The 21,260-nt window shown below is 71.4% G+C and carries 22 protein-coding genes and 1 pseudogene; 8 read left to right on the top strand and 15 right to left on the bottom strand.

Translation table 11 applies throughout. The features are described from left to right. Positions 1 to 5 precede the first annotated feature (5 nt). The 4 genes from chvE to ACIP94_RS03145 form a co-directional block, all read right to left on the bottom strand. On the bottom strand, positions 6 to 1,112 hold the full coding sequence (gene chvE, locus ACIP94_RS03160; protein WP_402418712.1) for a multiple monosaccharide ABC transporter substrate-binding protein: 1,107 nt from the start codon (positions 1,110 to 1,112) through the stop codon (positions 6 to 8). Positions 1,113 to 1,157: 45 nt separating this feature from the next. Beyond that, positions 1,158 to 2,123, bottom strand: a complete 966-nt coding sequence (locus ACIP94_RS03155) for a hypothetical protein (RefSeq protein ID WP_402418709.1) — start codon at positions 2,121 to 2,123, stop codon at positions 1,158 to 1,160. Positions 2,124 to 2,254: 131 nt separating this feature from the next. Beyond that, entirely contained in the window at positions 2,255 to 3,259 is a 1,005-nt protein-coding gene (locus ACIP94_RS03150) for a zinc-binding dehydrogenase (RefSeq protein WP_402418706.1), read from the bottom strand. Next, entirely contained in the window at positions 3,256 to 4,413 is a 1,158-nt protein-coding gene (locus ACIP94_RS03145) for a mandelate racemase/muconate lactonizing enzyme family protein (RefSeq protein WP_402418703.1), read from the bottom strand. The genes ACIP94_RS03150 and ACIP94_RS03145 overlap by 4 nt, the downstream gene beginning before the upstream one ends. 200 nt (positions 4,414 to 4,613) lie before the next feature. Here ACIP94_RS03145 and ACIP94_RS03140 point away from each other — a divergent pair, with 200 nt between their 5' ends. Further along, positions 4,614 to 5,399: a hypothetical protein gene (locus tag ACIP94_RS03140; protein ID WP_402418700.1), complete on the top strand. Its 786-nt coding sequence runs from the start codon at positions 4,614 to 4,616 to the stop codon at positions 5,397 to 5,399. 153 nt (positions 5,400 to 5,552) lie between these two features. Here ACIP94_RS03140 and ACIP94_RS03135 read toward each other — a convergent pair whose 3' ends face one another. Further along, entirely contained in the window at positions 5,553 to 6,005 is a 453-nt protein-coding gene (locus ACIP94_RS03135; protein WP_402418697.1) for a MarR family winged helix-turn-helix transcriptional regulator, read from the bottom strand. A 95-nt stretch (positions 6,006 to 6,100) separates the two neighbouring features. On the opposite strand from ACIP94_RS03135, the gene ACIP94_RS03130 reads away from it, so the two are divergent. After that, entirely contained in the window at positions 6,101 to 7,123 is a 1,023-nt protein-coding gene (locus tag ACIP94_RS03130; RefSeq protein ID WP_402418694.1) for an NADP-dependent oxidoreductase, read from the top strand. Positions 7,124 to 7,256: 133 nt separating this feature from the next. Further along, positions 7,257 to 8,060, top strand: a complete 804-nt coding sequence (locus tag ACIP94_RS03125; protein ID WP_402418691.1) for an EI24 domain-containing protein — start codon at positions 7,257 to 7,259, stop codon at positions 8,058 to 8,060. Here the strand turns inward: ACIP94_RS03125 and ACIP94_RS03120 are convergent. Further along, complete coding sequence (locus tag ACIP94_RS03120) at positions 8,047 to 9,312, bottom strand: pyroglutamyl peptidase (protein ID WP_402418689.1); 1,266 nt, start codon at positions 9,310 to 9,312, stop codon at positions 8,047 to 8,049. The genes ACIP94_RS03125 and ACIP94_RS03120 overlap by 14 nt on opposite strands. A gap of 95 nt (positions 9,313 to 9,407) precedes the next feature. Between ACIP94_RS03120 and ACIP94_RS03115 the strand changes: the two are divergent. After that, positions 9,408 to 9,668, top strand: a pseudogene (locus ACIP94_RS03115) (fibronectin type III-like domain-contianing protein); the annotation flags it as partial. A 71-nt stretch (positions 9,669 to 9,739) separates the two neighbouring features. Here the strand turns inward: ACIP94_RS03115 and ACIP94_RS03110 are convergent. Then, on the bottom strand, positions 9,740 to 10,711 hold the full coding sequence (locus ACIP94_RS03110; RefSeq protein WP_402418687.1) for an aldose epimerase family protein: 972 nt from the start codon (positions 10,709 to 10,711) through the stop codon (positions 9,740 to 9,742). A gap of 71 nt (positions 10,712 to 10,782) precedes the next feature. Beyond that, complete coding sequence (locus ACIP94_RS03105) at positions 10,783 to 11,685, bottom strand: SGNH/GDSL hydrolase family protein (protein WP_402420343.1); 903 nt, start codon at positions 11,683 to 11,685, stop codon at positions 10,783 to 10,785. A gap of 248 nt (positions 11,686 to 11,933) precedes the next feature. On the opposite strand from ACIP94_RS03105, the gene ACIP94_RS03100 reads away from it, so the two are divergent. Then, a complete protein-coding gene (locus tag ACIP94_RS03100; RefSeq protein ID WP_311698275.1) occupies positions 11,934 to 12,428 on the top strand; it encodes a DUF3145 domain-containing protein in 495 nt (164 codons plus the stop codon). A 131-nt stretch (positions 12,429 to 12,559) separates the two neighbouring features. Here ACIP94_RS03100 and fabF read toward each other — a convergent pair whose 3' ends face one another. The 5 genes from fabF to fasR all read right to left on the bottom strand — a co-directional run bounded on the left by fabF (position 12,560) and on the right by fasR (position 17,595). Continuing rightward, positions 12,560 to 13,831, bottom strand: coding sequence for a beta-ketoacyl-ACP synthase II (fabF, locus tag ACIP94_RS03095; RefSeq protein WP_402418684.1), 1,272 nt, complete (start codon positions 13,829 to 13,831; stop codon positions 12,560 to 12,562). Positions 13,832 to 13,952: 121 nt separating this feature from the next. Next, positions 13,953 to 14,201, bottom strand: coding sequence for an acyl carrier protein (locus ACIP94_RS03090; protein WP_043440034.1), 249 nt, complete (start codon positions 14,199 to 14,201; stop codon positions 13,953 to 13,955). 103 nt (positions 14,202 to 14,304) lie between these two features. Next, a complete protein-coding gene (locus ACIP94_RS03085; protein ID WP_402418681.1) occupies positions 14,305 to 15,369 on the bottom strand; it encodes a ketoacyl-ACP synthase III in 1,065 nt (354 codons plus the stop codon). Between the two features lie 16 nt (positions 15,370 to 15,385). Next, a complete protein-coding gene (locus ACIP94_RS03080) occupies positions 15,386 to 16,300 on the bottom strand; it encodes an ACP S-malonyltransferase (protein WP_402418678.1) in 915 nt (304 codons plus the stop codon). Between the two features lie 89 nt (positions 16,301 to 16,389). Beyond that, positions 16,390 to 17,595, bottom strand: a complete 1,206-nt coding sequence (fasR, locus tag ACIP94_RS03075; RefSeq protein WP_402418675.1) for a fatty acid biosynthesis transcriptional regulator FasR — start codon at positions 17,593 to 17,595, stop codon at positions 16,390 to 16,392. Between the two features lie 85 nt (positions 17,596 to 17,680). Between fasR and ACIP94_RS03070 the strand changes: the two genes are divergently transcribed. Then, positions 17,681 to 18,337 carry a pirin family protein gene (locus tag ACIP94_RS03070; RefSeq protein WP_402418672.1) on the top strand — a complete coding sequence of 219 codons (657 nt, stop codon included), beginning with the start codon at positions 17,681 to 17,683 and terminating at the stop codon, positions 18,335 to 18,337. A gap of 16 nt (positions 18,338 to 18,353) precedes the next feature. On the opposite strand, the gene ACIP94_RS03065 is transcribed toward ACIP94_RS03070, so the two are convergent. Then, complete coding sequence (locus ACIP94_RS03065) at positions 18,354 to 19,175, bottom strand: serine hydrolase domain-containing protein (protein WP_402418669.1); 822 nt, start codon at positions 19,173 to 19,175, stop codon at positions 18,354 to 18,356. 19 nt (positions 19,176 to 19,194) lie between these two features. After that, complete coding sequence (locus ACIP94_RS03060; RefSeq protein ID WP_402418666.1) at positions 19,195 to 19,665, bottom strand: GNAT family N-acetyltransferase; 471 nt, start codon at positions 19,663 to 19,665, stop codon at positions 19,195 to 19,197. Positions 19,666 to 19,760: 95 nt separating this feature from the next. Between ACIP94_RS03060 and ACIP94_RS03055 the strand changes: the two genes are divergently transcribed. After that, positions 19,761 to 20,237, top strand: coding sequence for a MerR family transcriptional regulator (locus tag ACIP94_RS03055; protein WP_402418663.1), 477 nt, complete (start codon positions 19,761 to 19,763; stop codon positions 20,235 to 20,237). Next, a complete protein-coding gene (locus ACIP94_RS03050; RefSeq protein WP_402418660.1) occupies positions 20,234 to 21,250 on the top strand; it encodes an aldo/keto reductase in 1,017 nt (338 codons plus the stop codon). The genes ACIP94_RS03055 and ACIP94_RS03050 overlap by 4 nt, the downstream gene beginning before the upstream one ends. Positions 21,251 to 21,260 lie beyond the last annotated feature (10 nt).

Genomic DNA, 21,260 nt, shown 5'->3' with positions numbered 1-21,260 from the left:
CGGGACTACTTGAGCTCGGCGTCGGTGTAGTAGCCGCCCTTGACGAGGATGTCCTCGTAGTTGGTCTTGTCGACGCTCACCGGCTGGAGCAGATAGGCCGGGACGACCTTGGTGCCGTTGTCGTAGGTCTTGGTGTCGTTGACCTGCGGCGTCTTGTTGTTGAGCACGTCGTCGACCATGGTCGAGGCGACCTCGGCGAGCTTGCGGGTGTCCTTGTAGACGGTCTGTGTCTGCTGGCCGGCGATGATCGACTTCACTGAGGCGAGTTCGGCGTCCTGGCCGGTGACGACCGGCAGCGGCTTGCTGCCGGAGCCGTAGCCGTCGGACTTCAGCGAGGACAGGATGCCGATGGAGATGCCGTCGTACGGCGAGAGGACCGCGTCGACCTTGGCGCTCTTGTACGCGGAGGTGAGGATGTCGTCCATGCGCTTCTGCGCGGTGGCGCCGTCCCAGCGCAGGGTGGTGACCTGGTTGAGCGCGGTCTGACCGGACTTGACGACCAGCTTCTTGCTGTCCATGTACGGCTTCAGGACGCTCATCGCGCCGTTGAAGAAGTACTTGGTGTTGTTGTCGTCGTTGGAGCCGGCGAACAGCTCGATGTTGAACGGGCCCTTGCCGTCCTTCAGGCCGAGCTTGTCGACGATGTAGCCGGCCTGGAGCTCGCCGACCTTCTCGTTGTCGAAGGAGGCGTAGTAGTCGACGTTCCTGGTGCCGAGGATCAGGCGGTCGTAGGCGATGACCGGGATCTTGGCGTCGGCGGCCTGCTGGAGCACGTTGTTCAGGGACTTGTTGTCGATCGCCGCGATGATCAGGCCCTTGACGCCCTGGGTGATCAGGTTCTCGATCTGCGAGACCTGGGTGTCCGGGTCGTCCTCGCCGTAGACCAGCTTGGTCTTGTAGCCCTTGGCCTGGAGGTCCTTGACGACGTTGTTGCCGTCGGCGATCCAGCGCTCGGAGGACTTGGTCGGCATCGCGATGCCGATGGTTCCGCCCTTGGCGCTGCCCTTGTCCTCCTTGCTGCCGCCCGAGCTGTTCTGGCCGCAGGCGGACAGGGTCAGGGCGAGGGAGGCGGCGCCGGCCATCGCGGCGATTGTGGCTCTGCGAGTACGCATGCTGATCAGTCCTTGTTCTTCTCGTCGTTGAGGGACGGGCGGCGGTCAGTCGCCGGTGGGGAAGCGGTGGAGCGAACCGGGCAGCCGGGAGCCGAGCGGCGCCATGTCGCCGTCCGCGCCGTGCCGGGCGAGCAGGTCGAGAGCGAGCCGGCCGCGCCGCACCCGCTCCCGGGCGGTGTCCAGGGTCAGATCCCGCATATGGGCGCCGTAGGGGTAGATGCCGGGCGCCTTGGACAGGCCGAACTTCAGATACAGCGGTGCGCCGCGCCGGATCAGCTCGGCGACCTCGTACATCCGCACATAGCCGCCGAGGTCGTCGGGGGCCTCGATGTACATGTCCATGGGGGCGGCGGAGGCCCGCCGGATCTCAGTGAGGTGATGGAGCGTCAGGTCGCTGGGCACATTGACCGAGTCGGCGCCGAGGCGTTCGTAGACGGCGTACGAGACCGGGTTGACCGGGCCGATCAGCGCGGACACCTTGAGCGTGGTGTCGGCCGGGATGATGCCCTTCTCCCGGGCCCGGTGCAGCGTCCACAGCACGCCCTCGTCGGCGACGAGCAGGCATCCGACGCCCAGTTCCGTGGCCCGGACGGCGTCCTCGACGCACCCGGCGACGGCGTCGTGGCCGCGGGCGCGCAGACCACCGCCGCGGGAGTCCGAGCGCACCGAGCCGCCGATGTCCCATGTGCCGCGCGGCCCGGTGAACAGGCACAGCTCGATGTCACGCTCACGGGTGGCCTCGGCCATCTCGGTGATCTCGGCGTCCGTCAGCATCCAGACGCCGCTGCCCTGGCTGATCCGGTGGATCGGCACATCGAGCCGCGAGGACTCCTTGAGGACCACCGCAAGCGCCTCGGGCCCCTCGCACGACGGGATCTCGGTGCGCCAGCGGCCGCCTCCCGGGAAGGTGTGCGGCGAGGCGTCGGCGGGTGAGAGAGCGGGACCGCCCAGGCCGAGCCGGGTGAGGGCCTGCTCACCGGGCCTGTGGGCGGCGGTAGCGGAGTCGGTCACGAGGTGCCCTTCATGTTCGAGGCATGTTCGGTATTTCGGACATGGTTCGCGGTTTTGGGTGCGGGAAGGCCGGGCGTACGCCCGCAGGGAGCCGTCAGGTGACTCCGTACCGGCGTACGGTCCGGGAGGCGTCAGGGCCGCAGCAGGACCTTGCCGACCTTCGGATCCCCGGCCCCCACCAGCTCGATGGCCTCCGGGAACCGGGTGAGCGGCAGCTCGTGCGTGACCAGCGGCAGCGGATCGAGCAGCCCGGCGCCGAAGACCCGCACCGCGTGCGCCCAGGCGTGAGGCGGCGCCCCGAACACGGTGTGCACCTCCAGTTGCCGTACGACGAGACCGGTGGGGTCGAGCCCCTCGGCGCCCGGCGCCGGGATGCCCGTCAGCACAAGGCGTCCGCCGCGCCTGAGCAGACCGGCGGCGGTGCGCGCGGCGGACGCCGACCCGGCGGTCTCGATGACGACGTCGACGTCGTCGGGGAGCGTCTGGTCCCGGGTGCGGAAGCCGGTGGCGCCGAACTGCCGGGACAGGGCCTCGCGGTCCCGCCCGGTGCCGACGACCAGCAGCTCGGCCGGGGAGACGGCGGCCAGGAACCGCACGGCGAACATGCCGAGCGTGCCGGTGCCGACCACCGCGACGCGCTCACCGGGTCGTGCGTTCGCCTTCAGCGCGGCGGCCGCGACACAGGCGGCGGGCTCCAGCAGTGCGGCGGCGGTGAGGTCGGCGTCGTCCGGCAGGACGTGCAGCAGCCGGGCCGGCAGGGTCAGTGTGGCGGCCATCGCGCCGGGCTGGGTGAAGCCGGTCTCCTCGTACCCCGAAGTGCACAGCGTGCTCTCGCCCGCGTGGCAGCGGTCGCAGACCTGGCAGTTGCGGAAGCCCTCCCCGACCACCTTGCGGCCGACGAGCGACCCCGGCACTCCGGCGCCGACCGACCGGACCGTGCCGGACCACTCATGGCCCGGAACGAGCGGGTAACGGACGTATCCCTCGGGCCGGTTGCCCTGGTACACCTCGCGGTCGCTGCCGCAGATGCCGACGGCGTGCACCGCCACCAGCGCCTCGCCGGGGCCCGGATCGCGCGGCGTGTGCGCCACGAGCCGGTGCTCGCCGGGCGCCTCGACGACGACCGCGGTGCTCACTTGGTGCCCTTCGGCCGGCGCTGCTCCCAGCCCTCGGCCCACAGGTCGAACCGGGCCTGCTGCTGCGGGAACTCGGCCGCCGCGTCGGTGTCCAGCTCGACCCCGAGGCCGGGGGCGTCGGAGAGGTGGAAGTAGCCGTCGACGACCTGCGGCGCGCCCTTGACCACCTTTTTGATCTCCGCGTCGGCGAAGTCGTTGAAGTGCTCCAGGATCTTGAAGTTCGGCGAGGTGAAGCCGACCTGGAGGGAGGCCGCGGTGAGCACGGAACCACCCACGTTGTGCGGGGCGACCAGCATGTAGTGCGTCTCTGCGGTGGCGGCCAGCTTCCGGGTCTCCCAGATGCCGCCGATATGGCCGACGTCGGGCTGGAGGATGTCGGCGGCCTGGTTCTCGAACAGCTCCCGGAACTCGATCCGGTCGTGGATGCGCTCCCCGGTGGCGATCGGCAGGTCCACCTTCTCGGCGACCTTCTTCAGCGCCTTGAGGTTCTCCGGCGGCACCGGCTCCTCCAGCCAGGCCGGCCGGAAGGGCGCCATCTCCCTGGCCAGCCGGACGGCGGTGGCGGGGGAGAAGCGCCCGTGCATCTCCAGCATCAGCTCGGTGTCGGCCCCGATCGCGTCCCGTACGGCCTCGATGAGGGAGACGGAAGTACGGGTCTGCTCCTGGTCCAGTTCGAAGTGCCCGGTGCCGAATGGATCGATCTTGAGGGCCCGGTAGCCGCGGGCGACGACCTCCGTGGCGGCCTTGTGGTACGCCTCCGGGGTCCGCTCGGTGGTGTACCACCCGTTGGCGTAGGCCTTGACCCGGTCGGTGACCTTGCCGCCGAGCAACTGCCAGACGGGGACGCCGAGGGCCTTGCCCTTGATGTCCCAGCAGGCCATCTCGACGACCGCGATGCCGGACATCACGATCTCACCCGCGCGGCCGTAGTCGCCGTACTTCATGCGGCGGACAAGCTCCTCCACCGCGAACGGGTCCGCACCGAGGAGGTGATTGGCCTCCGCCTCCCGCAGATAGCCGATCAGCGCGTCGGTGCGGCCCAGCATCCGGGTCTCGCCGACTCCGGTGAGTCCCTCGTCGGTGTGCACCTGAACGTATGTCAGGTTGCGCCACGGCGTACCGACCACGTGTGTGCTGATTCCGGTGATGCGCACGGCAGTTGCCCCTCGATTGTTCGAGATTTCGTCACACGTTCGAAATGCTGGCGTGACAGTAAGGAGGGGCTGTGGGGAGTGTCAATGGGGCGCACTGGTAACGGTTTCGGCAAGACTTTCGAGAGTTTTTTCGGTTCACCACAGAACCTTCACCGTGGGGCCTAGGAACGTGCGCCTGCGGAACTTAGTCTTCCCGCGTCATGGACTACTGCCACCCGTGCCGAAGGCACCTCAACGGCGCCCTCGCCTGCCCGGGGTGCGGCACTCCGGTCGAGGAACTGCGCGCGTACGCCGACGACGGCGACGCGCGCCCCTTCGAGCACACCCCCGACGGTGACCTGGGCCCCGACGACACGAACGGGTCCGGCGATGCCGAGGCGCCCTCCGAGGACCGCGCCGCGCGTTCCGGGCGGGCGCAGAACCGCAGGCGCGCCCAGGGGCGCGGCGCGGCCGGTGACCGTGACGACGGCCGCGGGACGCGGTCCGGCCGTCGCGACCGCAAGGCCGCCGCGCACCGGCGGCGACGGCGGCGGGTGCTGTTCGTGGGTGCCGGGCTGCTGCTGGCGGCGGGCGGGCTGAGCCTCGCCGAACTCGGCGTCGAGGCGCCGGGATCCACCCCGAAGACGGCGACCGCCGGGGACGAGACCGTGGACGGCGGGGCCTCCCCCGGGGAGACGACCGGGCCGTCCGGTGGCGCCCACCACGCGGGCATCGCCGCTGCGGCCTCCGTGTCGGCCTCGTCCTCCGCGTCCCCGTCGGCGTCCGCGTCCGCGAAGGACGGGAAGTCCGGCAAGGACAAGGAGACGGGCGGGGTGACCCCGTCGGCGACCCCGACCGCGCTGCCGGGCCGTCCGGACCCGACCCCGACGGCGACGGCGACCACGGCCCCGAGCGCTACGGCGCCGGCGCATCCGGCACCGACGAGCCCGCATCCCACCCCGTCGCCGACGAAAACGTGCAATCGGTTCCTTTGGTGGTGCACCTAGGTCCCAGTGCTCGGCGGGGCCTGCCGTCCGGCATCCGGAGGTGAAGCCTGCGGGCGGGGCGGGGCGGGGCGGCGGCGGTCGTGGGGGCGGTCGTGGGAGTGCTCGTGGGGGCGGTCGTGGGACTGCTCGTGGGAGTGCTCGTGGGACTGCTCGTCACGCGTCGTCCCGAGGGGACTGCCCCAGCATCCGCCGCAGCAGATCCCGCAGGGCCAGCCGTTCCTCCGGTGACAGTCCCGCGAGGGGCGCGCGGGCGAAGTCGAGGGAGTCCCGCAGGCTGCGGGCCACCCGGCGGCCCTCCTCCGTCGGCGCCGCGAGCTTCACCCGGCGGTCCGCCGGGTCCGGGCGGCGCTCCACCAGCCCCCGCGCCTCCAGCCGGTCCACGATGCCGGTGACGTTGGACGGCTCGCACTTCAGCCTCTGCGCCACCCGCCGCATCGGCAGCGGCTCCAGCGACAGCAGGCTCAGCAGCCGCGCCTGCGCCCCGGTGAGCGCGTGCTCGGCCGCCGCCTCCTCGTACTCCTCGTGGTAGCGGGCCACGACCGATCCGATGAGGTCCACGACCTCCAGCGCCAGGGGGTCCATGCGGGGTGTCTTCTGCGCGGCCATGCCCTCCAGGTTACCCGTTTACTTGACATCCTGAAATATTCAGGAGCATGGTTGTTTCAGGTTCTTAAGTATTCGCGTACGTGAGGAAAGCCCCCATGCCCGAGACCCCCGCCCTCCCCGCCGCCGGCCGTGAATGGCACCTGCTCAGCCGCCCGGTCGGCTGGCCCAAGCCCGAGGACTTCGCCCTCGTCGAGGCGGAGGTACCGCAGCCGGGCGAGGGTCAGCTGCTGGTGCGCAACGAGTACGTCTCCGTCGACCCGTACATGCGCGGCCGGATGAGTGCCGCCAAGTCGTACGCCGCCCCGTACGAGCTGAACCGGCCCATGCAGGGCGGCGCGGTCGGCGAGGTGGTCGTCTCCAACGTCGAGGGCATCGAGCCCGGCGACCACGTGCTGCACTTCCTCGGCTGGCGCGAGTACGCGGTCGTGGACGCCAAGACCGCCGTCAAGGTGGACCCGGAGGCGGCGCCGCTGTCGACGTACCTCGGCGTCCTGGGCATGACCGGTCTCACGGCCTACGCCGGCCTGCTGCGCACCGCCGCCTTCAAGGAGGGCGACTCCGTCTTCGTGTCGGGTGCCGCGGGCGCCGTCGGCAGCCAGGTCGGGCAGATCGCGAAGCTGAAGGGCGCCTCCCGGGTCATCGGCTCCGCCGGCTCGGACGAGAAGGTCAAGCTCCTGATCGAGGAGTACGGCTTCGACGCGGCCTTCAACTACAGGAACGGGCCGGTGAGCGAGCAGCTGCGCGAGGCCGCGCCGGACGGCGTCGACGTCTACTTCGACAACGTCGGCGGCGACCACCTCGAGGCCGCCATCGGCTCCCTCAATCGGGGCGGGCGCATCGCGGTCTGCGGCATGATCTCGGTCTACAACAACACCGAGCCCGCGCCCGGCCCGGGGAACCTCGCCCGGCTCATCCAGACCCGCGGCCGTATCGAGGGCTTCCTCGTCGGCGACCACTACGACCTCCAGCCGCAGTTCGTCCAGGAGGTCGGCCCCTGGGTCGGCTCCGGCGAGCTGAAGTACCGCGAGACCGTCGTCGAGGGCATCGAGAACAACCTGGAGGCGTTTTTCGGGGTCCTGCGCGGCGACAACATCGGCAAGATGATCGTCAAGCTCTGACGAAGCCCGTGACGTGCGCCGACCAGGGTCGTTGCGTACGACGGAGGCCGTGCCCTTGGACGTGGGGCGCGGCCTTCGCCTCTGTCCGGCCCGGGCCGCGGGCGGTGCGCACCGGCTCGGTAAAGTCTCCCCCATGCGTGATCTCGGGGTGGGATTCGGTCGTCTTCTCGCGGGCCAGCGGTGGATGGCCCGGCACGGCAGGCAGTACGGCTTCGGCCTGCTGCCCGGACTGATAACCCTGGTGCTCTACGCGGCCGCGCTCATCGCCCTGGCCGTCTGGGGCGAGGACGCCGTCACCTGGGCCACCCCCTTCGCCGACGGCTGGCCGAGCCCCTGGCCCGGCCTCTTCCGCGGTCTGCTCACCGTCGTCCTGTTCGCCCTCGCCCTGCTCCTCGCCGTCCTCACCTTCACCGCCGTCACCCTCCTCGTCGGCCAGCCCTTCTACGAGAGCCTCTCGGAGCGGGTCGACCGTGATGTCTCCCCGGACGGCACCGCCCCGCAGTCGGGCCTGCCCCTCCACCGCGAACTGTGGATATCGGCCCGCGACAGCCTGCGCATCCTCATCCGCGCCACGCTCTGGGGCCTGCTGCTCTTCGCACTCGGTCTCCTTCCCTTCGTCGGCCAGACCGTCGTCCCGGTGGCCGGGTTCTTCGTCACCGGCTTCTTCCTCGCCGAGGAACTCACCGCCGTCGCCCTCCAGCGCCGGGGCGTCGAACTCCGCGCGCGCCTTTCGCTGCTGCGCTCCCGCAAGCTGCTCGTCTGGGGCTTCGGCACCCCCCTCGGCATCGCCTTCCTCGTCCCCGTCGTCGCCGTCTTCCTGATGCCGGGCGCGGTCGCGGGCGCCACCCTGCTGGCCCGCGACCTGCTGGGCGAGGAGACGGCCGAGGACGCCGACGACGCCGACGCCCCCGAGGGCGAGCGGGTCAGCGGCTCCTGACCCCGGCGCCGGACGTCGCGTTCGCCGCCGCCGTCAGGATCGCCCGCACCTGCGCGATGATGTCGAGCCGGTTCCGCACGAACACGGGGTCGGTGACGGTCCCGGTCGCCGGGTCCGTGTTCCCCGCCCCGAACTCCAGGACCGGTGTGTGGACATGCCCGCCCGGCAGCCGGTCGTGCAGTCCGAGCCGGTCCCGCAGCAGCGTCGCGCGGTACGCGATCTCGTTGGAGAGGTAGTTGCCGCCGCCCCCGGCCCGGGCCGTCGACCCGGGAGTCGGGCCGTCCGGCCGTACGACGGGATCGCCGCCCCCCGCCGGGACCTCGGTGACCTCCGTGTGGTCGAAGACGGGGAAGCGCCCGGTGTCCGCCGAGGTGATCGCACGGTACGGGAGGGTCGTCGTCGTCCACTGCGGCTGGGTGGCCGGGTCGGGGACCGGGATCGTCTCCGTCCGGCCGATGCCGTCGTTGTCCGGGAACCCGCCCCGCCATGCCCCGTTGGTCCGCTCCACGTCGAAGCGGCCCACGCGTCCCTGGCTCACCGTCGTGAAGAGGTCCACCCTGGGCAGCCATCGCCGCAGCGTGCGCTCCACGCTCCCGTCGGCGAAGTCCTGCCAGCGCACCGGGAAGACGACGGCCTCGATGCGCGCCGGGCCGTCCGCCGTTCGGATCGTGGTGCCGTCGAGCGCCAGCGCGGTCGCCCCGGACGGGTTGGAGATACGGATGTCCCGGTCCAGGGTGAACGGGTCGAAACCGGTGACCAGTATCCGCTTCACGGCCCTGCCGTGGGGATAGCGGACGGCGTCCTGCCCGCGCGAGGTCGTCTCCAACTCCGACAGCAGCCGGGCCCGTTGGCCGTCGGACAGACCGAACCCGGGCTGCCAGGCCCGCACTTCCCGGGTCATCCCGAGACGGGCCCAGTACAGCGGCCGGTCGTCGTCGCGGCTCAGGTCACCGCCGGCCGGGCCCCGTCCCTGCGCCCGGTCCACCGCGCGCCGCCATAACCGGGACCCCTGACGGGCGACGGCGCGCTCGGCCTGCTCGTACGAGTGGGCCTGCGCGAGCGCGCGCGCCAGCCGCGGTGCCGCCGAGTCGAAGCCGGAACGGCCGAGGATCTCCTGGGGCACGGCCCCGTCGAGGCGCTGCTCCTCGACGGTCGCCGTGGGAGCCGTGTCCGCCGTCGCGGTGCCCGGGGCCGAGAGTCCCGCCAGCAGGGCCAGTCCGAGAATGCCGATCCGAACGCGTAAAGCATGCACGGGAGTTGCCGTCCTTCCGTCGCCGTGGGGTGCGTGGTGCCGGACGCCTCGCAGTATCGCGTGACGGAAGGGGCAGGGACCATGGGGCGTGGCCCCGCCCGGGCCGGGAGGTCGTCCAGGTGTATCCGGCGCCCGCCGAACCCGACGCGGAGCGCCCGGCCCACCTGCCGGCCGGGTTCGCGGGAGTCGAGGCGGCGCCGGGCGAACGGGTCGAGGCCGTCATCGAGCTGGAGCGCCGGGCCTTCGAGATCTGGGACGAGACGGCGGACTCGTGGGTGTTTGTGAAGGGTTCGTACGAGGTCGCGGCCGGACGCTCGATCGCCGACCGTCGCGTCACCACGACGATTAACGTCTGACCCGGGAGGGGCCTCCCCACGAGCAGCCCCGGTCCGGACCTGACCCTGGACCGGGGCTCGTGCCGTGTCGGCTAACGCACCGAGAAGCGGTACACCGTCTCCGACGTGTACACCCCGCCCGGCCTGAGTTCCGTGCTCGGGAAGTCCGGGCGGTTCGGGGAGTCGGGAAAGGCCTGTGTCTCCAGGGCGATCCCGGCGCCCGGGGTGAGCGGGGCGCCGAGGTGGTCCGCGGTGTAGAGCTGGAGGCCGGGCGCGGTGGTGGCCACCGTGAGCACCCGCCCGGACCCCGGATCACTCAGCTCGGCGACCTCGACCGGGGCGTCGGTCGTGCCCTTGTCGAGGACGAGGTTGTGGTCGTAGCCCGAGCCGACGCCGCGCGCCGTCCGGAAGTCCAGACGCGTGCCGTCCACGTCCGCCGGCGCGCCGACCGGGATCAGCTCCGCGTCCACCGGGGTGTACCGGGATGCGGCGATCCGCAGCTCGTGCCCGCCCGCGTGCCCCGAACCGGCCAGATTCCAGTACGAGTGGTTCGTCAGGTTCACCACGGTCGGCGCGTCCGTGACGGCCTCGTAGGCGATCCGCAGCGCGCCCCGCGCGTCGAGGGTGTAGGTCGCCGAGACCTCGAGCCGGCCCGGGAAACCCTCCTCGCCGTCCGGGCTCACCCGGGACAGCCGTATGCCGTGCTCGACCGGGTCCACATGCCACACCCGCTTGTCGAAGCCCTGGCGGCCGCCGTGCAGCGAGTTCCGCCCATCGTTCGCCTCGAGTGCGCAGGTCCGCCCGTCCAGCGCGAAGCGGGCCCCCGCGATGCGATTGGCGTACCGGCCGACCAACGCCCCGAGATACGGCTCGGGATGGCGCAGATACCCCTCCAGATCCCCGAAGCCCAGCACCACGTCCGCCCGGTTCCCCGCGCGGTCCGGGACCTCGACCGACTGCACGACCCCGCCGTACGACAGCACCCGCACCCGCACTCCGCCCCGCTCCAGGGTCCAGCGGTGGACCGGGGTGCCGTCGGAAAGTGTGCCGAAAGGTTCGCTCATGTGGGAGACACTAGGGCCTTCCGTCACACTCGCGTCGTCGCGCGAGGGCGGCGGGAGCCTGACGGCAGGTCCTAGGCCACCGGGTTCTTCGCGGTGATGGTGCGGTAGGCGATCTCGGCCAGCCGCGCCTGCCCGTCCCGGCTCGGGTGGAACCAGTCCCACTGGCTCAACTGTCCGGTCCCGAAGCGGTAGTCGAAGACCGCGTTGCCGTCGAAGCGGCACCGCCGGTCCTTGGCGCACACCTCCCGCAGGACCCGGTTGTACGCCTCCACCCGCGACTGCACCGCATCGCGCCGCTGGGTCGCCCTCGCGTCCAGCGCGTCCGCGTCCCCCAGCATCGACGGGCAGATGCCCAGCTTCCACACCTGCTTGCCGAGCTGGCTGGTGCGGCCCTGCGACCACAGCCGCTTCAGATTCGGCACGCTGGAGACGTACACCTGCGTCTTCGGCAGCGCCGCGCGCAGGGAATCCAGCGCCGTCTGGAACTGCTTGCGGAAGCCGGCCACCGGGGTCATCGCGGAGACGGTGGAACGGCAGGCGTCGTTGGCACCCACCATCACCGTCACCAGCTCCGGCTTCTGCGGTACGGCCTGGGCGATCTGGGCGGGCAGATCCGCCATCCGGGCCCCGGTCACCGCGTAGTTCCAGCTGCGCTCCGCGGCCCCGGTCACCCCGAGCAGCCGTACGGCGAGACTGTCCACGGTGGTGTCACTGCCCGTCGCCCAGGAGACCTGGGGGCAGTCGGACAGCACGGTGCAGGCGTCGAAGCCGCGCGTGATGGAGTCGCCCACGGCGGCGATCGAGTCGGGGGAGCGGTTCCAGACCGGGGTGGGCCTGGGCGACGGGTGCGCCTGCGCGGTACTGCCCTGCGGAGCGGCCCCGCCGCCACCGGAGGCGTCACAGCCGGCGAGCCCCACCACGGCCGCCGCCGCCATCCCCACGACGGCCCGAGAGCCACGGCCCCGTTTCCGCATCCCCTGGTCCCCTCGTTCGTCGTACCCGGCGGTCGGTCCGTGCACGGTTTCCCGCGCTCGTTCGGCAGCGCTTCGAACACGCTGGGTCAGCCCCGCGTCCCCTTGGGTGAAACCTCGGAGTTTGGGAGCACCGGGACCGACGGTACGTCACACTCCTTGCGCCGCCGCACGGTAGCCTCGCCCCGTGGCCGCCCTGCCACGCCCGTTCCGTAAAGTTACAAGATGTCGCGGTCTGCCCGGAGGTTCAGGTGACGACACGTGGAGTCCTGTACGTGCACTCCGCGCCACGCGCACTGTGCCCGCACGTCGAGTGGGCAGTCGCGGGCGTGCTGGGGACGCGCGTCAACCTCGACTGGATCCGGCAGCCCGCCGCGCCCGGCACCTGGAGATCCGAGTTCTCCTGGCAGGGAGAGGCCGGTACCGCCTCCAAGCTCGCCTCCGCGCTGCGCGGCTGGCATCTGCTGCGCTTCGAGGTCACCGCGGAACCGTGCCCGACCGCCGAGGGCGAGCGCTACAGCTGCACCCCCGACCTCGGGATCTTCCACGCGGTCACCGGCATCCACGGCGACATCCTGATCCCCGAGGACCGGCTGCGCGCCGCCCTGGTGCGCTCCCAGCGCGGCGAGAGCGAGCTGGAGGCAGAACTCGCCAAGCTGCTCGGCAAGCCATGGGACGACGAGCTGGAGCCGTTCCGCTACGCGGGCGAGGGCGCTCCCGTGCGGTGGCTGCACCAGGTCGTCTGACCGGCCGTCACCCCGCCGTACGGCGTCCTGCGGCCCTCCCCCGTCCCTCGTTCGTACGAAAAGGCCCCCACCGAGCTCGGGTTCTACCGGTGGGGGCCCTTTCGCAGGACGGACGGGGCGCGGGCGCAGGATCAGACCGTGCGGAACGCCAGGACCACGTTGTGCCCGCCGAAGCCGAACGAGTCGTTCAGCGCGGCGATACGGCCCTCGACCGGCAGCTTGCGGGCCTCGCCGCGGACGACGTCCGCATTGGCCTCGGCCTCCGGGTCGATGTTCTCGATGTTGATCGTCGGCGGGGCGACACGGTGGTACAGCGCGAGGACGGTCGCCACCGACTCCACACCGCCCGCACCGCCGAGCAGATGACCGGTCATCGACTTGGTCGCGGAGACCGCCATGTGGTCCGCGTCGTCGCCGAAGACCTTGCGCAGCGCCTTCAGCTCGGCGATGTCACCGGCCGGCGTGGAGGTGGCGTGCGCGTTCACATGCACGATCTCCGCCGGGTCCAGGTCGCTGTGGTCCAGCAGGTTCTGGAAGGCGTGCGAGATGCCGCGGCCCTCGGGCTCCGGCTGGACGATGTCGTGGGCGTCGGCGGAGATGCCCTGGCCGACCGCCTCCGCGTAGACGCGGGCGCCGCGCTTGGCGGCGTGCTCGGCCGACTCCAGGACCAGGACGCCCGCGCCCTCGCCGAGGACGAAGCCGTCGCGGTCGACGTCGTAGGGACGCGAGGCGCCCTGCGGGTCGTCGTTGTTCTTGGACATCGCCATCATGTTGCCGAACGCGGCGATCGGCAGCGGGTGGATGGCCGCCTCGGTGCCGCCGGCGACGACGACGTCGGCGCGGCCCGTGCGGATCATCTCGACGGCGTAGCCGATGGCCTCGGCGCCCGACGCGCAGGCGGAGACCGGGGTGTGCACACCGGCGCGGGCGCCCACGAGCAGGCCCACGTTGGCGGACGGGCCGTTCGGCATCAGCATCGGGACCGTGTGCGGGGAGACACGGCGGACGCCCTTCTCCTTCAGCACGTCGTACTGGTCGAGCAGGGTCGTCACACCACCGATGCCGGAGGCGATGACCGCGCCGAGACGGTCGGGGTCGACGCCGGCGTCCTCGCCCGCCTTGTCGGTGAAACCGGCATCCGCCCAGGCCTCCTTGGCCGCGATCAGCGCGAACTGCGCCGAACGGTCCAGACGGCGGGCCTGCGGCCGCGGGATGACCTCCGACGGTTCCACGGCGATCGGCGCGGCGATGCGGACCGCCTGCTCGGCGGCCCAGTCCTGCTCCAGGGGACGGACTCCGGACTTGCCGGCGACCAGGCCTTCCCAGGTAGAGGCCGCGTCGCCACCCAGCGGTGTGGTTGCGCCGATACCGGTGACGACCACGGTGCGATTGGTCGAGCTCACGGGAATTCTTTCTCCAACAGTACGAGGATTAAGCGGCGCCACCGCCGGGTGGCGGGGCAACGGCCCACGTCACCGGGCCGCCGGCCCGGTGCTGGGGCTGTCAGCCCAGGTGATCGGTCGATCAGGCCTGGTGCTTGAGGATGTACTCGGCGGCGTCGCCGACGGTCTTGAGGTTCTTCACGTCGTCGTCCGGGATCTTGACGTCGAAGCGCTCCTCGGCGGCGACGACGACCTCGACCATGGACAGCGAGTCGACGTCCAGGTCGTCGGTGAAGGACTTGTCCAGCTGGACGTCCTCGGTGGGGATCCCGGCGATCTCGTTCACGATCTCGGCGAGACCGGCGACGATCTCTTCCTGGGTGGCGGCCATGTCAGGCGCTCCTTCGTAGATATCCAGAGGGTGTGGCGCCCACCGCGTCAGCGGCAGGTGTTTGCAGATCCCGTACCGGATCGGATGATCCGGCACGGAGTGCCTAGGGGAGGGTAACGACCGTCGCGGCGTACACGAGACCCGCCCCGAAGCCGATGACGAGCGCGGTGTCGCCGCTCTTCGCCTCGCCGGTCGCCAGGAGCCGCTCCATCGCGAGCGGGATCGAGGCGGCCGAGGTGTTGCCGGTGGTGCGCACATCACGAGCGACCGTCACGTGCTCCGGCAGCTTGAGAGTCTTCACCATCGAGTCGATGATCCGCACATTGGCCTGGTGCGGGATGAAGACGTCCAGGTCGTCCGCGGTGATCCCGGCCGCGTCCAGCGCCTGCTGGGCGACCTTCGCCATCTCGAACACGGCCCAGCGGAACACCGCCTGGCCCTCCTGCGTGATGGCCGGGAACTTGACGTTGCCCTCGCTGTCGACCGGGAGCTTGGAGACATCGCCGGTGGGGGTGGCCCCGCTCGAGCCTCGAGAGTGGGGGAGGAAGTCGTTCCACGGCACGGTCTGCTTGATGGTCTCGGCCTTGTCGCCCTCCGAGCCCCAGACGGTGGGGCCGATGTGCGGCTCCTCGGAGGGGCCCACGACGACCGCGCCGGCACCGTCGCCGAACAGGAAGGCGGTGGCCCGGTCCTCCAGGTCCGTCAGGTCCGACAGGCGCTCCACGCCGATGACGAGGACGTACTCGGCGGAGCCCTCCACGATCATGCCCTTGGCGAGGGTGAGGCCGTAGCCGAAGCCCGCGCAGCCGGCCGAGATGTCGAAGGCGGCGGCCTTGTCGGTGCCGAGCTTGTCGGCGATCTCGGTGGCGATGGCCGGGGTCTGGCTGAAGTGCGAGACGGTGGAGACGACGACCGCGCCGATCCGCTCGGCGGTGATCCCGGCGTCGGCGATGGCCTTGCCCGCCGCCTCGATGGACATCGCGGCGACGGTCTCCTCGTCGTTCGCCCAGTGCCGGGTCTCGATGCCGGAGCGGGAGCGGATCCACTCGTCGGAGGAGTCGATCCTCTCCAGGATCACCTCGTTGGGTACGACCCGGACCGGACGGTAACCGCCGACCCCGAGAATGCGCGCGTACGGAGCACCCTTCCGTGCCTTGATCTTCGACATGCTCTCGGGCTCCTAATCAGGCACTGTGCTCGGCGACCAGGTCGCGAGCGGCGTCGAGGTCGTCAGGGGTCTTCAGGGCGAGGGTCTGGACACCCGGCAGCGCGCGCTTGGCGATGCCCGTGAGGGTGCCGCCGGGGCACACCTCGATCAACGCCGTGACGCCCAGCTTCTCGAAGGTCTCCATGCACAGGTCCCAGCGGACCGGGTTGGCGACCTGGCCGATCAGCCGCTGGAGGACCTCGGCACCGGTGGCTACGGCCTGACCGTCCTTGTTCGAGACGTAGGTGATGCGCGGGTCGGCCGGCGTGAGGGCCTCGGCCGCCTCCGCGAGACGGTCCACCGCGGGCGCCATATGGTGCGTGTGGAACGCACCGGCCACCTTCAACGGCACCACGCGGCGCACACCCTCGGGCTTGTCCTCCGCGAGTGCGGCGAGCTGCTCCAGGGTGCCGGCGGCGACGATCTGCCCGGCACCGTTCACATTCGCCGGGGTCAGGCCCAGCTTGTCCAGGTGGGGGAGCGTCGTCGCGGGCTCGCCGCCGAGCAGCGCCGACATGCCCGTCGGCGTGATGGCGGCGGCCTCGGCCATGGCCAGGCCCCGCTTGCGGACGAGCATCAGCGCGGCCGTGTCGTCGAGGACACCGGCGAAGCCGGCCGCGGTGATCTCGCCGACGCTGTGGCCGGCGACGGCGCCGGGGGTGATGTCACCCAGTGCCGCGGCGGACAGCAGACCCGCGGCGACCAGCAGCGGCTGGGCGACGGCGGTGTCACGGATGGCGTCGGCGTCGGCCTGCGTGCCGTAGTGGGCGAGGTCGAGCCCGATGGCGTCCGACCATGCCGCGACGCGGTCGGCGGCGCCGGGGAGGTCGAGCCAGGGAGTCAGGAAGCCAGGCGTCTGGGCGCCCTGGCCGGGAGCGACGAGTACGAGCACTCTCACACTCTCTCTTGGGGACGGCCGGGGCCGCCCGTGGGGACAAGGACGAAGAACAGCAGGGGGATTTGTTGGCCCCCGACAAAAGGCTAGGTCTGGGGATCTCCTTCGGCCAGACGCCCCAGGATCAACGCGATCCGCAACGTGAACGCGGAGCGTACATCAGAAGGCGACCATCCGGTGACGTCAGTCACACGTCGGAGCCGGTAGCGCACGGTGTTCGGGTGAACGAAGAGCATGCGGGCGGCACCCTCGAGACTGGACGCCTGCTCCAGATACACGCTGAGGGTCTCCAGGAGCGCGGATCCGGCCTCCTCCAGCGGTCTGTAGATCTCCTCCACCAGTTGCTCGCGCGCGCTGGGATCACCGGCGATCGCGCGCTCCGGCAGCAGATCGTCGGCCAGCACCGGGCGCGGCGCGTCCTGCCAGGCGGAACACGCCTTGAGGCCCGCCGCCGCGGCCTGCGCGGACCGGGTCGCGGCCTGCAGATCCGGCACGATCGGCCCGGCGACGACGGGCCCGGCGGCGAACGGGCCGATCAGCGACTTGGCGACGGCGAGCGGGTTGTCGCTGCCCCCCGCGACCACGACGAGCCGGTCGCCGAGCACGCCCGTGAGGACCTGGAGCTTGGCGTGCCGGGCGGCCCGCCGGATGGCCTCGACCGTCAGCTCGCTGTCACCGTCGGGTGCCGTGCCCAGCACCACGCACACATGCTCGGGCGAGTTCCAGCCGAGCGCGGCGGCCCGGCTGACGGCCCCCTCGTCGGCCTCCCCGCTGAGCACGGCGTTGACCACGAGTGATTCGAGCCGGGCGTCCCAGGCACCGCGTGCCTCGGCGGCCTGGGCGTAGACCTGGGCGGTGGCGAAGGCGATCTCCCGGGCGTACACGAGAAGCGCCTCGCGCAGCACGGACTCGTCGCCGGGAGCGGCCACCTCGTCGATGGCGGACTCCATGACCTCGATGGTCGTCCGCACCATCTCCACGGTCTGCCGCAGGGTGATGGCCCGGGTCAGCTCGCGCGGCGCGGTTCCGAAGACATCGGTGGAGATGGCCTGCGGGGCGTCCGGGTGCCGGAACCACTCGGTGAACGCGGCGATGCCCGCCTGCGCCACCAGGCCGATCCAGGACCGGTTCTCCGGCGGCATCGCCCGATACCACGGGAGCGTCTCGTCCATGCGCGCGATGGCCTGCGCGGCGAGGCTTCCGGACGATTTCTCCAGCCGCTTCAGGGTCGCGGCGTGCGAATGGACGGAGTGCGCAGCGGGCTCGGGGTGGATGGCTTCTGGTTCGGGCACGGGGACAAGACTGCCTTATCGGGACGGGGCAGTGCGGCGCCGGGTCCCGGAGGGCGGGACGGGCGGGGCTACGGTGGAGGCTGTGATGGACGTACGGCGCGCCGGTGAGCGCTACCGCGGAGGGGACCCGGCCGCGGGGATCGAGTCCCTGCACGCCTTCAGCTTCGGCCCGCACTACGACCCGGACAACCTCCGGTTCGGCGCGGTGATCGCGTGCAACGAGGAGCGGCTGGCACCGGGTGCGGGCTTCGACGAGCACCCGCACAGCCACACCGAGATCGTCACATGGGTGGTGGAGGGAGAGCTGACCCACCGCGACTCGACGGGCCGCCGGTCGGTGGTCCGCCCCGGCGACGTCCAGCGGCTGAGCGCGGCGGGCGGTGTCCGCCATGTGGAGCGCAACGACGCCGAGGTCCCCTTGATCTTCGTGCAGATGTGGCTGGCTCCCCGGGAGCCGGGCGGCGACCCCGCCTACGAGGTGGTCCACGGCATCGCGGACTCCACGCCGTACGCGGTCCCCGAGTCGGGAGCGATGCTCCATGTCCGCCGGCTGGCACCGGGGGAGCGCACGGCGGTGCCGGACGCGGCGTCCGTGTATGTGCACGTCGTGCGCGGCGGCGTACGGCTGGACGGGGAGGAGCTGGGCCCGGGGGACTCGGCCCGGATCACGGACGCGAAGGACCTGGAGGCGGTGGGGGCGCCGGCGGGGGCGGAGCTGCTGGTGTGGGAGATGGCGGGGTGACCGCCGCGGCGGCTCCTCAGCCCCGCACCTCCGCCAGCACCGCGTCCGTGAACGGCGTCCACGCCTCGATCGCCCACGGCCCGAACGCCCGGTCCGTCAGCGCGACGCACGCCACGCCCGCGTCCGGGTCGACCCACAGGAACGTGCCCGACTGCCCGAAGTGGCCGAAGGTCCTGGGCGAGGACGAACGTCCCGTCCAGTGCGGCGACTTGGCGCCGCGGATCTCGAGGCCGAGGCCCCAGTCGTTGGGGTTCTGGTGCCCGTAGCCCGGCAGGACGCCCTTGGTGCCCGGGTACTGCACGGTCATCGCCTCGGCGACCGTGCGGGGGTCGAGCAGCCGGGGCGCCTGGACCTCGGCGGCGAAGCGCACGAGATCGGCGACCGTCGAGACGCCGTCCTTGGCCGGGGAGCCGTCGAGGGCCGTCGAGGCCATGCCGAGCGGCTCCAGGACCGCCTGACGCGCGTACTCGAAGAACCTGATGTCCGTCGCCTTCGCCACATGGTCGCCCAGCACCTCGAAACCGGCGTTCGAGTACAGCCGCCGCTCCCCGGGCGCCGACATGACCCGGTGCTCGTCGAACGCGAGACCGGAGGTGTGTGCGAGCAGGTGGCGCACCGTCGAGCCGGCCGGCCCCGCGGGCTCGTCCAGCTCGATGGCCCCCTCCTCGTAGGCGACGAGCACCGCGTAGGCGGCGAGCGGCTTGGTGACCGAGGCCAGCGGGAAGCGGTGGTCGACCGGTCCGTGCGTGCCGAGCACGGTGCCGTCCGCGCGGACGACCGCCGCCGCGGCGGTGGGGACGGGCCAGTTCTCGATCAGCGCCAGGCTCTGCAGGGACATGTGAACGAGCCTATGCGGCTCACAGCTCAAGCCGCATCGAGGGGTCCGGCTTGCGGACGAAGCCCAGCGCCGCGTACAGCGGCTCCGCCTGCGCGGACGCGTTCAGGTCGACCTGGCGGACGCCCTGCTCACGGAACCAGTCGAGGAGCGTCTCCATGCAGGCGCGGGCGTAGCCCCGGCGGCGTGTGTCCGGATCGGTGGCGACGCTGAAGACATGGCCCACCCGGCCGTGCGGGTTGCCCGCCCGCCCGATCCGGTACTCGACCGTGCCCACCGCGACCGCGGCGAGCGCCCCGGGCTGCTCGGGGTGGTCGACCACGAACGCCGCGAGGCCGCCGTCCGGGCCGCCGAGCCGGCCGCGCAGGGTCGGCAGGGACTCCGCGTGCCAGTGGGTGGAGGAATCGGCGGAGAACAGGGAATCCAGCATCACCTGGCGCAGGCGCAGCAGTTCCCCGGCATCTTCGGGCTCGGCCCGGCGTACGAGACTCATGGCGCGCACGCTACTCACCGAAGCCGCGCGGGTCTTTGTGTTTTCGCCGGGTTCCGCTTGCTTGGAGTGCACTCCAGCGTTTTAGCGTGGAGGTCATGACGGTGATGGAGACCATGGCCGAGGCGGCCGACCACGAGACCGACGTCTGCTCCGTACCGCCCAAGCGGCATCCCCGTCCCGACGGACAGGACAGCTACACGATCAGCGAGGTGGTGGCCTTCACCGGCCTCACCGCGCACACCCTGCGCTGGTACGAGCGGATCGGGCTGATGCCCCACATCGACCGTTCCCACACCGGACAGCGCCGCTACTGCAACGCCGACCTCGACTGGCTCGATCTGGTCGGCAAGCTCCGGCTCACCGGCATGCCCGTCGCCGACATGGTGCGCTACGCCGGACTGGTGCGGGCCGGAGACCACACCTACAGCGAACGCCGCGACCTGCTGGAGGCCACCCGCCGGGACGTGCTCGCCCGGATCACGGAACTCCAGGACACGCTCGCTGTGCTCAATCGCAAGATCGATTTCTACACGGACGCCGGGCGCGCCCTGGCGTCGGAGAGGCCCCGATGACGGACAGCAGGATCGCGACGGTGCAACTGGGCGACGACGGCCCCGAGGTGGGCGTACAGGGTCTCGGTTGCATGGGGATGAGCTGGGCGTACGGCCCCTCGGACGCCGGGGAGTCGCGGGCCGCCCTGGAGCGGGCGCTGGAGCTGGGCGTCACGCTCTACGACACCGCGGACGCCTACGGCGGCGGGGAGAACGAGAAGTTCCTGTCGCCGTTCTTCAGGGCGCACCGGGACGAGGTCGTCATCGCCACCAAGTTCGCGATCTCGACGCCGCCGGACGACCCCATGAAGCGGATCATCCGCAACGACGCGCCGTACATCCGCAGTTGTGTCGAGGCCAGCCTGAAGCGCCTGGACGTCGAGGTGATCGACCTCTACTACATGCACCGCCGTGATGAGAGGGTGCCGATCGAGGAGACCGTCGGCACCATGGCGGAGCTGGTGCGCGAGGGCAAGGTGAAGCACCTCGGGCTGAGCGAGGTCACGGCCGGTGAGCTGCGCGCGGCCCGGGCCGTTCACCCGATCGCCGCCGTGCAGTCGGAGTGGTCCCTGTTCAGCCGGGACATCGAGGCGAATGTGGTGCCGGCCGCCAGGGAACTGGGTGTGGCCCTGGTGCCGTACTCGCCGCTGGGCCGCGGATTCCTCACCGGCTCCTTCTCCAACGCCGACACGGACCTCACCGACCAGGACTTCCGCCGTACGATGCCGCGCTTCACCGGCGAGAACGCGGCCGCCAACCACAGGCTCCTGGAGCCGGTCCGCACGGTCGCCGAGGCGCACGGCGTCTCCCTGGCCCAGATCGCCCTGGCCTGGGTGCAGCAGCAGACCGCGGTGCACGGCTTCCCGGTGGTCCCGATCCCGGGTACGACCAGGCGTTCACGTGTGGAGGAGAACGTGGCGGCGACCCGGATCGTCCTGACGGAAGAGGAACTGGCGCTTCTGGAACCGATCGCGGCCCAGGTGGCGGGCGACCGTTACCCGGACATGACGTTCGCGTCGGCGGGCCGGGAGTAAGGGTCCGGAG

The organism is Streptomyces sp. NPDC093261 (genome assembly GCF_044753645.1).
Lineage (GTDB): Bacteria > Actinomycetota > Actinomycetes > Streptomycetales > Streptomycetaceae > Streptomyces.
The sequence above is the reverse complement of the archived record's forward strand: the minus strand, read 5'-3'. Positions and strand labels throughout refer to the sequence as shown.